This window comes from Roseomonas acroporae (assembly GCF_023223525.1).
GTDB classification, from domain to species: Bacteria; Pseudomonadota; Alphaproteobacteria; order Acetobacterales; family Acetobacteraceae; genus Roseomonas_E; species Roseomonas_E acroporae.
This window is the reverse complement of sequence record NZ_JALPRX010000137.1, coordinates 1-13,308: the sequence shown is the minus strand read 5'-3', so window position 1 is coordinate 13,308 and position 13,308 is coordinate 1. Positions and strand designations below refer to the sequence as shown.

At 75.4% G+C, this 13,308-nt stretch carries 11 protein-coding genes; 5 read left to right on the top strand and 6 right to left on the bottom strand.

The window, feature by feature from the left end; translation table 11 throughout:
- Window positions 1-113 precede the first annotated feature (113 nt).
- The 6 genes from M0638_RS25185 to M0638_RS25160 form a co-directional block, all read right to left on the bottom strand.
- Window positions 114-1,094, bottom strand: coding sequence for a Bug family tripartite tricarboxylate transporter substrate binding protein (locus M0638_RS25185; protein WP_248669719.1), 981 nt, complete (start codon window positions 1,092-1,094; stop codon window positions 114-116).
- A 147-nt stretch (window positions 1,095-1,241) separates the two neighbouring features.
- Window positions 1,242-2,135 (bottom strand): NAD(P)-dependent oxidoreductase, encoded by an 894-nt coding sequence (locus tag M0638_RS25180; RefSeq protein ID WP_248669718.1) that lies wholly within the window; start codon window positions 2,133-2,135, stop codon window positions 1,242-1,244.
- A 274-nt stretch (window positions 2,136-2,409) separates the two neighbouring features.
- Window positions 2,410-3,444 (bottom strand): LacI family DNA-binding transcriptional regulator, encoded by a 1,035-nt coding sequence (locus tag M0638_RS25175; protein WP_248669717.1) that lies wholly within the window; start codon window positions 3,442-3,444, stop codon window positions 2,410-2,412.
- 235 nt (window positions 3,445-3,679) lie between these two features.
- A complete protein-coding gene (locus M0638_RS25170; RefSeq protein WP_248669716.1) occupies window positions 3,680-4,480 on the bottom strand; it encodes an SDR family oxidoreductase in 801 nt (266 codons plus the stop codon).
- 174 nt (window positions 4,481-4,654) lie between these two features.
- Complete coding sequence (locus M0638_RS25165; protein WP_248669715.1) at window positions 4,655-5,632, bottom strand: tripartite tricarboxylate transporter substrate binding protein; 978 nt, start codon at window positions 5,630-5,632, stop codon at window positions 4,655-4,657.
- A 46-nt stretch (window positions 5,633-5,678) separates the two neighbouring features.
- A complete protein-coding gene (locus tag M0638_RS25160; protein WP_248669714.1) occupies window positions 5,679-6,488 on the bottom strand; it encodes an SDR family oxidoreductase in 810 nt (269 codons plus the stop codon).
- A 216-nt stretch (window positions 6,489-6,704) separates the two neighbouring features.
- Here M0638_RS25160 and M0638_RS25155 point away from each other — a divergent pair, with 216 nt between their 5' ends.
- From M0638_RS25155 to M0638_RS25135, 5 genes are all read left to right on the top strand, one after another.
- Complete coding sequence (locus M0638_RS25155) at window positions 6,705-7,706, top strand: tripartite tricarboxylate transporter substrate-binding protein (RefSeq protein ID WP_248669713.1); 1,002 nt, start codon at window positions 6,705-6,707, stop codon at window positions 7,704-7,706.
- 150 nt (window positions 7,707-7,856) lie between these two features.
- Window positions 7,857-9,209, top strand: coding sequence for an MmgE/PrpD family protein (locus M0638_RS25150; RefSeq protein ID WP_248669712.1), 1,353 nt, complete (start codon window positions 7,857-7,859; stop codon window positions 9,207-9,209).
- A gap of 182 nt (window positions 9,210-9,391) precedes the next feature.
- Window positions 9,392-10,354, top strand: coding sequence for a TauD/TfdA dioxygenase family protein (locus M0638_RS25145; RefSeq protein ID WP_248669711.1), 963 nt, complete (start codon window positions 9,392-9,394; stop codon window positions 10,352-10,354).
- Window positions 10,355-10,519: 165 nt separating this feature from the next.
- Complete coding sequence (locus M0638_RS25140) at window positions 10,520-11,560, top strand: Bug family tripartite tricarboxylate transporter substrate binding protein (protein WP_248669710.1); 1,041 nt, start codon at window positions 10,520-10,522, stop codon at window positions 11,558-11,560.
- Window positions 11,557-13,176 carry a thiamine pyrophosphate-binding protein gene (locus M0638_RS25135; protein ID WP_248669709.1) on the top strand — a complete coding sequence of 540 codons (1,620 nt, stop codon included), beginning with the start codon at window positions 11,557-11,559 and terminating at the stop codon, window positions 13,174-13,176. The genes M0638_RS25140 and M0638_RS25135 overlap by 4 nt, the downstream gene beginning before the upstream one ends.
- Window positions 13,177-13,308 lie beyond the last annotated feature (132 nt).

The window sequence follows — 13,308 nt, the reverse complement described above, 5'->3', positions numbered from 1 at the left end:
TGCATTAAGTTCTACAGCGAACCGCAGTCCGGTTAGGACTGCGGTTCGCTGTAGCTCATTGTTCTCGGCGCGGATTCATGCCGCCGGGCGTGTCCGCCCGTCGGCGATCCGCTCTAGTCCACCTGGATACGCAGGTCCCGCACCAGCCCCGCCCAACGCTCGCGGTCCCGGTCGATGAAGTCGCGCAGCGCCGCCGGGGTGCTGGCCTCCGGGATCGCGGCCTGGGTGCGCAGTACCTCGGCGGCGGCGGGATCGCGGGCGGCCTGGGCGGTCACCTCGGCGAGCCGGTTGGCGATGGCGTCGGGCATCCGGGCCGGGCCGAGCAGGCCGAACCAGTTGCCGCCCTCCACCGCGACGCCCTGCTCGCGCAGAGTCGGGGTGTCCGGCAGCAGCGGCACGCGCTGCGCCGAGGAGACGGCGAGGAGCCGCACGCTGCCGTCGCGCGCGGCGGCCTCGGCGCCGCCGGCGGTCAGGAACATCGCATCCACCTGCCCCGCGATCACGGCGGTGACGCCGGGTGCCTGACCGGTGAAGGGGACGTGCAGCATGTCGAGCCCGGCGGCGCGCAGCAGCAGTTCCATGGTGAGGTGCGAGGTGCTTCCCGTGCCCCAGGAGGCGAAGCTGAGCCGGCCCGGCTCGGCGCGGACCTTCGCCAGGAAGGCGGCGAGCGTGTCGATGCCGAGGCCGCGGCGCACCACCAGCCCGAACGGCGCCCGCGCGATCAGGCTGACCGGCGTGAAGTCGGTCACCGGATTGTAGGGCAGGCGCCGGTAGATCAGCGAGTTGATCGCGTGCGTCTCGGCGTTCGCCAGGATCAGCGTGGTGCCGTCCGGCGCGGCGCGCGCCACCACCTCGGTGCCGACCGCGCCGGTGGCGCCGGCGCGGTTCTCGATCACCACCGGCTGGCCGAGCGGGCCCTGCATGGGCTGGGCCAGGGCGCGCATCACCACGTCGGCGAAGGCGCCGGGCGGCCAGGGCACGACGATGCGGATGGGGCGGTCGGGGAAGGCGGCCCGGGCCGGGGCGGCGGCGAGCAGCGCCGGCAGGGCGAGGGCCGAGCCGAGCAGGGCGCGGCGGGAGGCGGAACGGGACATGGCGGGCACCATCGGGACGGGGCTGCGGGGCGGGCCGCCCCGCCCAGGGGCCGGGGCGGCGGCATGGGCTGGTGGCGCGTGCGGCGGCGCGGCCTGGCGAGGCAGAGCGGGCGGGGCGGAGCGGGCGGGACGGGACGCGGTGCCGCGTCAGCCCTTCACCTCGACGCCCGCCCACTGCTCCACGACCTTCACGATCGTGGTCATGTCGGCCTCGGCGCCGAAGGCGGCGCGCGTGACGCCCATCATCTGGCGCACCGCGCTGCCGACAACCATCGGCACGCCGAGCGCCTCGGCCTCATCGAGGCAGAGCCGGACATCCTTGAGCGACAGGCCGGCGGGGAAGCCGAAATCGAAGGTGCGCGGCAGCACGGCGCGGGGGATCTTGTCCTGCACCGCGCTGTTGCGCCCGCTGCCGGCGCTGATGACCTCGCACATCAGCCGCGGGTCGAGCCCGGCCTTGACGCCCATCACCAGCGCCTCGGCCGAGACCGCCAGGGCGGCGACCGAGAGCAGGTTGTTGCAGAGCTTCATCACCTGCGCCGAGCCCGGCTTGCCGCCGCAGTAGAAGGGCTTGCCGAGGTGCCGCAGCAGCGGCTCCAGCGCCTCGCAGGACTCGCGCGGGCCGGAGAGCATGATGGCGAGCGTGCCCTTCTCCGCCCCCGCCGGGCCGCCGCTGACCGGGCAGTCGATGGCGACGCGCCCCTGCTCGGCGAAGGCGTCGGCGAGCTGCACCGCGACGCGCGGGCCGGTGGTGGAGAGATCGACGAAGGTGCGGGCACGCTGGCCGCGCAGCACGCCGTCCTCGCCGAGCCCGACCCGGTGCACCACATCCGGCGTCGGCAGGCTGGCGAGGACGAGGTCGGCGCGGTCGGCGACCTCCATCGGGGTGGCGGCGCGGCTGGCGCCACACGCGACGAGGGCGGCGACGGCCGCCTCCGAACGGTCGCAGACCACGAGGCGGTAGCCCGCCTCGATCAGGCGCGCCGCCATGCGGCCGCCCATCTGCCCCAGCCCGATGAAGCCGATGACCTGATCCGGCATCCGTCGTGTTCCTCCCCGTGGCCGCCCCTGGCAGCCGCTGCCATCCACACCGCAGGCGATCCGCGCCGCCGGCCGGCTTCTGTACCGATATCACGCGATCGGCGTGGCATCGTCGCCGCGTTCTAGGAGCGTTGCGCGGCAGGAAGCAAGGCTAAAATGATATCGATATCAGACGCCGATCGGCAATTCCTTCCGCGACGCGTTCGGCCGGAAGAGTCGGCCCGTGCCATGCCTGCCATCCGGCCGGGCCTTCCTGCCGGCACGCCACCGCCCGTCAGGTGCTTTCGCGGTGGATGATCTCGAATTTCAGGTCGACCACCAGCTTTCCCGTGCTGCGGCCCTGGATGCGGTCGAGCAGCACCTGCGCGCTGCGCCGGCCGATCTCCAGGCGCGGCAGGCGCAGCGTGGTGACGGTGGGCACGGTGTGGCCCAGCAGCTCGAAATCGTCGAAGGCGGCGATGCCGACCCGGCCGGGCACGGCCCAGCCGCGCCGCTGGCACTCGAACAGCGCGCCGATCGCCATGACGTCGCCGGCGAAGAAGATCGCGTCGGCCCGGCCCGGCTCCTCGGCGAGCCGCACCACGGCCTCGGCGCCGGCGCCGAGGCCGGGCGGCATTTCCAGCATCAGCGCCGGGTCGAGCGGCAGACCGGCCTCGCGCAGCGCGGCGCGGTAGCCGCGCTGGCGCGCCACGCTGCGGTCGTTGGTCGCGGTGGGCAGGCAGACGAAGCCGAGGCGCCGGTAGCCGAGCCGCGCGAGGTGCAGCGTCATGGCGCGCGCGGCGCCCTCGTTGGAGTAGCTGACCACCATGTCGAGCGGATCGTCGACCAGCGTGCCGTTCTCCACCACCGGCACGCCGGCGCGCCGGATCATCTCCCGCGCGCGGGGGCTGTGGCTGGTGTTGTGCAGCACGAGGCCGGCGACGCGCTGCTCCAGGAAGGCCGCGATCAGCGCCTCCTCGTCCGCCTGGCTGTAGCCGCAATCGGCGACCATGAGCTGGTAGCCGTTCCGCCGCAGCACCGTGGCGATGCCCTGGATGGTGCTGCTGAACAGCGAATTCTCCAGGCTCGGCACGATCAGGCCGACCACGTCGGAGCGCGAGGAGGAGAGGTTGCCGGCCAGCCGGTTGGGCACGTAGCCGATCGCGCTGACGGCGGCCTCGACGCGCCGGCGCACCTCCTCGGAGACCTTCTCCGGGCTGCTCAGCGCGCGCGAGACGGTCATGGTGGAGACGCCGGCCGCGCGCGCCACGTCGCGCATGCGGATCGTCCTGCCCGGTGCCGCCGATTCCCCCGCCGCGTCGTCCGGCATGATCCTTTCCCCAGCCCCGTCCCCGGTCGCCGTCCCCGTGCCGCCCCGGTGCCGCCCCGGTGCCGCGCCCGGGGCATCGCCGCCGGCCGGCGCTGTCGCCAGGGTCTAGAGCATTTCGGGTGGGGCGCACACGCCCCCGATCCGGGCGCCGGGAGGCTACGCCACGCCGGCGCGGCGTAGCCGGGGGCCGGCACGGCAGGGCCCGGCCGGGTGGAGGCCCGGGCCGGGCAGCCGGTCAGACCGCCCGCACCCAGCCGCCATCCACGTCGAGGATCGCGCCCTGCACGTAGCTCGCCTGCGGGCCGGCGAGGAAGGCGACGGCGGCGGCGATCTCCTCCGGCTCGCCGAAGCGGGCGACGCCGGTCTCGGCGGCCAGGGCGCGGGCGGCGGCGGCCTCGTCCAGCCCGCGCGCCGCACGCACCGCGGCGATTCGCCCCGTCAGCCGGCCGGTGCGGATGCTGCCGGGGTTGACGCAGTTGACCCGCACCCCGTCGGTGACACCGCGATCGGCCAGCGCCTTGGTCAGGTTCATCAGGGCGGCGTTGACCGATCCGCCGATGGTGAAGTCGGCGCTGGCGACACGGCCGCCGACGCCGGCGATCAGCACGATGCCGCCGCCGGCGGCGGCGAGGTGCGGCCAGGCGGCGCGGCAGAGCCGCACGCCGCCGAACAGCTTCAGCGCGTAGCCGTCCTCCCAGGCCGCGTCGTCGAGGGCGAGGAAGTCGCCGCGCTGCGTGGCGCCGGCGCTGTGCACCAGCAGGTCGAGCCGGCCGAAGCGCGCCACCGCCGCGGCCACGGCGTCGGCGGCGGCCTTCGGCTCGCGCAGGTCGGCGGCGTGGGCGGCGCAGCCGGGCATGGCCGCCGCCGCCGCTCCGATCGCCTCGGCCGAGCGGGCGACCAGCAGCACGCGCATTCCCTCGGCGGCAAGGCGTCGCGCGATGGCGAGGCCGATGCCGCGGCTGGCGCCGCTGACCAGCGCGGTCCTGCCGGCCAGGCCGCCGCCGACGGGGCGATCCTCGCCCGGGTTCGTGTCCATGCATTCTCCTCCCGCCGGCCGCGCCGGCCGGCATGCCCCGCCCTGCGTGGCGGCGTCGTACCCACGGCGGCGTCCGCCGACCCGTCCGGGGCTCCGCCCCGGACCCCGCGAAGGGGCGAAGCCCCCTTCGAGACCCCCTTTCGTGAAGAAGGATCAGGGAGGCCGCCTTGCGCGTCATTCCACCGAGATGCGGGCCGCCCGTACCAGCCGGCCGATCTTGTCGACCTCCTGGCGCAGGAAGTCGCCGAATTCGCCGGGCGGGCCGCCGGCCGCCTCCGCACCCATGTCGAGCAGCCGCGCCCGCTCGGCCGGTTCCCCGACGATCCGGTTCAGCTCGGCGTTCAGCCGCTCCACCGCCGCCGGCGCCATGCCGGCCGGGCCGATGCAGGCGTACCACTCGTCGATGGCGAAGCCGGGCAGGCCGGATTCCGCGATGGTGGGGATCTCGGGCAGGTAGGGCGCGCGGTGCGCCGAGGTGACGGCGATGGCCCGCACCGAGCCGTCGCGCACGTAGGGCAGGGTCGAGCTGGCGTTGCCGAACATGAGCTGGATCTGCCCGCCCACCAGGTCGGCCAGCGCCGGGCCGCCGCCGCGATAGGGGATGTGCGTCATCTCCGTGCCGGTGGCGAGCTTGAACATCTCGCCCGAGATGTGCACCGCCGAGCCGATGCCGGGGGAGCCGAAGGCGAGCCGGCCGGGCTGCCGCTTCGCCAGCGCGATCAGGTCCGGCACCGAGTGCACGGGCAGGGAGGGATGCACGACGAGGATGTTGGCCACCCGCGCCGTGAGCTGGACCGGTGCCACGTCGCGCACCGGATCGTAGGGCAGCCGCTGCAGCAGCGGCATGGAGACCAGCGTGCTGGTCACGAAGCCGATGGTGTGGCCGTCCGGCGCCGCGTGCAGCACCTCGCCCGCGCCGATCGCGCCCGAGGCGCCGCCCCGGTTGTCGATCACCACCGGCTGGCCGAGCGCCGCGGCGAGCCGCGGCTGGAGCCGGCGCGCCAGGATGTCGGCGGAGCCGCCGGGCGGCCAGGTGACGACCAGGCGGATCGGGCGGGCGGGCCAGGCCGGCTGCGCCGCGGCGGGGCGGATGGCGGGGCGCCAAGGGGTGGCCAGGCCGGCGAGGCCGGCCAGCGCCTGTCTTCTGCGCATGACGATTTTCCTCGTTGCGTCGGGAGCGTTGCCGCGCGGGCGGAATTCAGCCGGCCGACCAGCCGCCATCCATCGGCAGGGCGGTGCCGGTGACGTCGCGGCCGGCCGGGCCGCACAGGAACACCACCATGGCGGCGACGGCCGTGGCCTCGACGAAGCGGCCGGTCGGCTGCTTGCCGTGCAGGAATTCGGCGGCGGCGGCATCGGCGTCGAGGTCGCGCTCGCGCATCATCGTGCCGATGCGGTCCTCGATGTTGGGCGTCAGCACGGTGCCGGGGCAGAGCGCGTTGCAGGTGATGCCCTGGCGCGCCGTCTCCAGCGCCACGGCGCGGCTGAGGCCGATCAGCGCCGTCTTGGTGGTGACGTAGCCGGCGCGGCCGGTGGCGCCGACCAGCCCGTAGATCGAGGCCATGTTGACGATCCGCCCCCAGCCGGCGGCGCGCATGCCCGGCAGGGCGAGGCGGATGGTGTGGAAGGCGGCGTTCAGGTTGACGGCGATGTCCGCCTCCCACCCGGCCGGGGAGAGCTGGTCGATCGGGCCGAAATGGCGGATGGCGGCGTTGTTGACCAGGATGTCCACCTGCCCGGTGGGCGCGGCGGCGGCTTCCATCAGCCCCTCGACCGGCTCGGCGCGGGCCAGGTCGGCGCGGTGGTAGAGCGCCTGGACGTCGCAGCGGCGCGACAGGGCAAGGCAGGTCTCCTCCATCTCCGCCGGGTCGGCGAGGCCGTGCAGCACGACATGGCTGCCGGCCTCGGCGAGCGCCGTGGCGATGGCGAGGCCGAGCCCGCCGGTGGAGCCGGTGACGAGGGCGCAGCGGCCGCGCAGGTCGGCGCCGCCAGGGGACGGGATTGGCATGGGATACCGCTCAGCCCGCCGCCGCGCCGCGTCGCACCGGCCGGGCGCCCCGCCGGTCGGCCAGTGCCTGCCATGCGCCATCCCCGCATTCCGTCCGCTGCATCGGTCTTGCTCCCCGTCGGCCGCCATGTGATACCGGCGCTCTGTGATATCGGTAACAGAGTCCGGGCTCAAGCCATTCGTGCGGGGTGACGGACAACAGGCGGGAGGTCAGGGATGGCGAGGATCACGCGGCGCGGGCTGCTGACGGCGGCGGGGGCGGGGGCGGCCCTGCTGCCGGGAGACGGGCGGGTGGCCCGGGCCAGCCCGGCGCCGGGCGACGCGGCATGGCCGCAGCGCACCGTCCGCCTGCTGGTGCCCTACGCGCCGGGCGGCGGTACCGACGTCTTCGCCCGGGCGCTGGCGGAGGGGCTGCGGCAGGTGCTCGGCCAGTCCGTGGTGGTGGAGAACCGGCCGGGCGCGAACGGGGCGATCGGCTCGGAGGCGGTGGCGCGCGGCGAGGCCGACGGCAGCCTGTTCCTGGTCGATACCGGCAGCCACGTGATGAACACCTACGTGATGCCCTCGCTCCCGTACCAGGCGCTGCGGGACTTCGCGCCGGTCGCGCTGCTGTCGCGCTATCCGCTGCTGCTGACGGCCTCGGCCGCGGCGCCCTTCGCCGACGTGAAGGGGCTGATCGCGGCGGCGAAGGCGGCGCCGCGCAGCATCGGCTTCGGCACCTCCGACGCCGCCATCTCCTATGCCGGCAACCTGTTCACCCGGCTCGCCGGCATCGAGATGCTGGAGATCCCGTATCGCGGCGCCGCGCCGATCCTCAACGACCTGATCGCGGGGCACCTGCCGACCGGCTGGAACAGCACGGTGGCGGCCCTGCCGCACCTGCAGGGCGGCCGCATCCGCGCGCTCGGCGTCACCACCACGACGCGCTCGCCGCAGCTGCCCGAGGTGCCGACGCTCGCCGAGGCCGGCGTGCCCGGCTACGACTTCGCCGGCTGGTACGTGATGGTGGCGCCGGCCGCGCTGCCGGCCGGGATCGCGGCACGCATGCATGCGGCGATCGAACAGGCCCTGCTGCTGCCGGCGGTGCGCGAGCGGCTGCTGGGCATCGGCGCCGATCTCGGCACGCTGGGGCCGGCGCCGCTGCGCGACTTCCTGCGCGAGGAGGACCGGCGCTGGGCGAAGGCGGCCCAGGAAGGGCTGATCGTGCGGGCGCAGTAGCGCGGACCGGCCGGGCCGCGGCGCCCGGGGCGGCGGTAGCGGCGGGCCGCCTCCGCCCGCCCCCGGCACGCCCCGACGGCCCCGCCTTCGGATCACGGGCGGCAGGCGCCGCGTCGTCCGCCGCCACGGCAGGCAGAAGGATCGTCCATGATGCAACAACCCGAACGCGGCGCCGGGGAGGTGCTCGGTGCCTTCGTCGCCGATACCGACCCGGGCGCCATCGCCCCGCCGCTGCGGCACGAGGCGAAGCGGGCGCTGCTGAACTTCCTCGGCTGCGCGCTCGGCGTGTCGCGCGACCCGGCCGTCACGACGGCGATCGGCGTGCTGCGCCCCTTCTCCGGCGCCGCCACGGCCACGCTGGTCGGCCAGGCGGCGCGGCTGGACGCGATGGGGGCCGCCTTCGTCAACACCGTCGCCGGCAACCTGCTGGACTACGACGACACGCATCTGGCGACGGTGATCCATCCCACCGCCGCCGTGGCGGGGGCGGCGCTGGCGCTGGCGGAGACGCGCGGGCTGCCGGGTGCCGCGCTGCTGCACGCCTTCCTGCTGGGGGCGGAGGTGGAGTGCCGCATCGGCCTCGCGGTCTCGCCCGGCCACTACGCGCGCGGCTGGCACATCACCTCGACCTGCGGCGTGTTCGGCGCGGCGGCGGCCTGTGCGCGGCTGCTGGGGCTGGATGCCGCCGGCTGCGCGACGGCGCTCGGCATCGCGGCCAGCCAGTCGGCGGGTCTGGTCGAGAACCTGTCGTACGGCGCCAAGAACGTCGGCATGGGCAACGCGGCGCGGAACGGGCTGCTCGCCGCCCTGTTCGCCGAGGCGGGCTACACCGCGGCGCCGACCGCGATCGAGGGCAAGCTCGGCTGGGCGCGCGCGATGGGCGACGTGCCGCGCCTGCCCGACATGCTCGACGGGCTGGGCGAGCGGTGGGAATTCGCGCGCAACACCTACAAGCCCTATCCGAGCGGCATCGTCTTCCACGCGCTGATCGACGCCTGCCTGGCCCTACGCGAGCGGCTCGGTGCGGCGGTCGGCGGGATCGAGTCCGTCACGGTGCGCGGCGACCAGCTGCTGCTGGATCGCGGCGACCGCGTGGTGCGCACGGCGCGCGATTCGCGGGTGAGCATCCATCACGGCGCGGCGGTGGCGCTGCTGCGCGGCCGGGCCGGCGTGCCGGAATTCGAGGACGGTGCGGTGTGGGACCCGGCGGTGGCGGCGCTGCGCGGCCGGGTGCGGGCGGTGCTGGACGACGCCATGCCGCGCGGCGCCGTCGCCGTCACGGTGGCGCTGGCAAACGGGCGGTCGGAAACGGTGCGGGTGGAGGCGGCGCGCGGCAGCCTGGAGCAGCCGCTGAGCGATGCCGAGCTGGAGGCGAAGTTCCGCGACAACGCGGCGCTCGGCGGCACCACGGACGCGGCGTCGGCGCAGATCGCGGCGGTGTGGGGGCTGGAGGAGGCCGGCGCGCTGGGCCGGCTGCTGGGGCTGATGGCAGGGCGCGCATGACGGGACAAGGAAGCGCCGAAAGTCTTGATACCGATATCAAGGCGGATTAGCCTCACCTGGCCAGGGCGGCTTCCGTTTCCGGGCGGCGTTCCACGGCCGCGTGGCGATGCCGGGGCCGGCCCGGGCCGATGCGGCATCCCACCCCGTGGGGCGACGGTGCCGCCATGCTGGGAGGAAAACGAATGAGCAGCACCGCAGGCCCCCGGGCAGCCGGGGTGGAGTCGATCGTCGGGGCCGCCGGGGGACAGGCGGCCGGAGAGCGCGCCGACCATCCGCTCACGCCGCTGACGCCCGTCTTCGCGGCCCGGATGGACGGTTTCGACCTGCGCCGGCCGCTGACCGCCGCCGAGGCGGCGGCGATCGAGGCGGCGATGGACCGCTACGCGGTGCTGGTCTTCCCGGGGCAGCAGCTCGACGACGAGCAGCAGCTCGCCTTCGGCAGCAATTTCGGGCCGGTCGAGGACACCCCGACGCTGGTGGACCAGGAGCGCCGGCGGCTGGCGACGGCGCGGATCAACGACATCTCCAACCTCGGCGCCGATGGCCGCATCCTGGCGGCGGACGACCGGCGGCGCATGTTCAACCTCGGCAACCGGCTCTGGCACAGCGACAGCAGCTTCAAGGCGACGCCGGCCAAGTACTCCATGCTGCATGCGCGGGTGATCCCGCCCGAGGGCGGCGAGACCGAGTTCGCCGACATGCGCGCCGCCTGGGACGCGCTGCCGGCGAAGGAGCAGGCGCGGATCCGCGACCTGGTCTGCGAGCACTCGCTGATCTTCTCGCGCGCCATGCTGGGCTTCGACGAGTTCACGCCGGCGGAGCGGGAGCGCTGCGCGCCGGTGCCGCAGCGCCTGGTGCGGCGGCATGCCGGCTCCGGCCGGCTGTCCCTCTACCTGTCCTCGCATGCCGGGCGCATCCGGGGCTGGCCGGTGCCGGAGGCGCTGATGCTGCTGCGCGACCTCGTGGAGCACGCGACGCAGCGGGCCTTCGTCTACAGCCACCGCTGGTCGGTGAACGACCTCGTGGTGTGGGACAACCGCTGCACCATGCATCGCGGCCGCGCCTACGACGACAAGGCCTATCCGCGCGACATGCGCCGCGTGACCCTGATGGACAGCGCCTCGACGCTGGAGCAGGCGGCCTGACGGGATCGCCGGCCGGCCCGTGGCAGGGCCGGCCGGCGGCCGGCAGCCGGCGCCGCGACGGCGCGGGCCTGGAGGCGGCCGCGTCCATCGGACCGGGTGGCGGCCCGTCGGCCGGGGCGGTCGGGACATGACGGCCGGCACAAGGCCGCGAAGGGGAGGAGTGCCATGGAGCGACAGGGACCGCCGCGCCGGCGGGCGCCGGCCTGGATGGGCGGCTGGATGGCGGTCGGCCTCGGCCTGCTGGCCGGGGGGCCGGCGCTGGCCCAGGCCACCGCGACGCCGGGGCCGGTGCCGGGCGCCGAGGCCGCCTATCCGGACCGCCCGATCCGGCTGATCGTCGCCACGGCGGCGGGCGGCGCCTCGGACATCGTGGCGCGGCTGGTGGGGCAGAAGCTGTCGGAGGCCTGGGGGCAGCCGGTGGTGGTCGATCCCCGGCCCGGCGCCAACGGCAACGTCGCGGCCCAGCTCGCGGCCCACTCGCCGCCGGACGGCTACACGCTGATGATGGGCACGATCGGCGTGATGGCGGTCAACCGCGCCATCTACCGCGACATCGGCTACGATCCGGCCGTGGATTTCGACCCGGTGGCGCGGCTCGTCTCCTTCTCGAACATCCTCGTGGTGCATCCCTCGGTGCCGGTGCACAGCCTGGCGGAATTCGTCAACTACGCCCGGGCGCGGCCGGGCCGCGTCACCTACGGCACGCCGGGCAATGGCGGCTCGCTGCACCTCGCCATGGTGGTGCTGTCGCGGATGGCCGACATCCAGGTGGTGCATGTGCCCTATCGCGGCGCGGCGGCGTCGCTGAACGACCTGATCGCCGGCAACCTCGTCGCGGCCTTCAGCGACCCGCTGGTGACTCTGCCGCAGGTCGAGGCGGGGCGGGTGCGGGCGCTGGCGGTGAGCGGCGCGCACCGGCTGGCGGTCGCGCCGCAGATCCCGACCGTCGCGGAAGCCGGCTTCCCCGGCTACGACGTCTCCGGCTGGCTCGGCATCGTCGCGCCGCGCGGCACGCCGCCCGCGGTCGTGTCGCGGCTGAACCAGGCGTTCAACGAGATCGTGCGCCAGCCCGACACGGCGGCGCGGCTGACGGCGCAGGGCGCCGAGGTGGTGACCGGCACGCCGGCGGAATTCGGCGCCTTCATCCGCGCCGAGATCGCCCGCTGGGCCGAGGTGACGGCGGCGGCGGGGATACGCGCGGAATGAGCGGGACGAGGATCGCCGAGGCGCTGGTGCGCCGCCTCGCGCAGCACGGGGTGCGCCGCTTCTTCGGCGTGCCGGGCGGCGATTGCAGCCTGGACCTGATCGACGCGGCCCCCCGCCACGGGCTGGAATTCGTGCTGACGCGCGGCGAGACGGCGGCGGCGATCATGGCCGGCGTGACGGCCGAGCTGACCGGCACGCCGGGCGTGCTGATGACGACGCGCGGGCCCGGCCTCGCCAACGCGGTGAACGGCATCGCCTGCGCGGCGCTGGACCGCTCGCCGCTGCTGGTGCTCTCGGACGGGCAGGAGCCGGGGCACGGGCATGTCAGCCACCAGCGCCTCGACCAGGCGGCGCTGCTGCGGCCGCTGACCAAGGGGGAGAGCCGGCTGGACGGCGCCGATCCGGTGGCGGAGCTGGACGCGCTGCTGGGCGCGGCGCAGGCGGCGCCGGCCGGGCCGGTCTATCTGGAGCTGATCGGCCAGCGCATCCGCGAGGCGGCGCCGGCAGTGGCCGGGGGGTCGGATGCGCCGCCGGTGGCGCGGCCGGCCGTGCCGGCGCCCGCCGAGGCGGCGCTGGCGGCGGCGCGGGCGGTGCTGGGCCGGGCGCGGCGGCCGGCGATCGTCGCCGGGCTGCAGGCGCTGGATTCCGGCGCGGCCGAGGCGCTGCGCGGGCTGGCGGCACGCTGGGGCTGCCCGGTGCTGTTCACCTACAAGGCGAAGGGCGTGCTGGCGGAGACGGACCCGCTCGCGGTCGGCCCCTTCATCGGCGGCGCGGCGGAGGACCCGCTGCTGCGCGCGGCCGATGCGGTCCTGCTGTTCGGCGCCGACCCGATCGAGTTCCCGCCGCAGCCCTGGCGCTACGCGGTGCCGGTGGTCGAGCTGACCACCCATGCCGTCGCGCGGCCCTATGTCGCGGCGGCGGCCACGGTGGCGGGGGATCTCGCGGCCGCGGCCGCGGCGCTGGGGGATGCGGTGGCCCCCGGCGGCTGGACGGCGCGGGAGATCGCCGGGGCGCGCGAGGCGATGCGCGCCCTGGCCCTGGCACCGGAGGACGGCCCCTTCTCGCCCGGCGCCATCGTGGCGGCCATCGCGGCGGCGGTGCCGTCGGGCACGCGCATCGCCGTGGATGCGGGCGCGCACATGCTGCCGGTCATGGCGCTCTGGCCCGCGCTGGCGCCGCGCGGCGTGCTGATCTCGCGCGGCCTCGCCACCATGGGCTACGCGCTGCCGGCGGCGATCGCCGCCGCGCTCGCCGAGCCGGAGCGGCCGGTGCTGGCCTTCACCGGCGATGGCGGGCTGATGATGGCCGCGGCGGAGCTGGCGACGGCGGCGCAGCTCGGCTGCCGGATCATCGTCGTGGTGTTCAACGACGCCACCATGTCGCTGATCAAGGTGAAGCAGCGGCGGCGGCAATTGCCGGAGCGGGGCATGGCCTACGGGCGCAGCGACCTCGCCACCGTGGCGCGCGGCTTCGGCTGCCTGGGGCTGCGGGTGGAGAGCGAGGCGGAACTGGGACCGGCGCTGCGCCGGGCGCTGGATGCGTCCGGGCCGGTTCTGCTGGACGTGGCGGTGGATGCGGAGACCTACCACGCGGTGGTGAGGCGGATCCGGGGGTAGGAGCGGTGGTCGTCCTCCCCTGGCCCGATGGCCCCTTCGCGGGATGCGTGGTCCGGGCGGCGGGGCGGACGCGGCGCCGGAACGGCCCTAGAGCGTGCTGCGTTTGATCGGAATCGGGGTTCCGAAACGGGT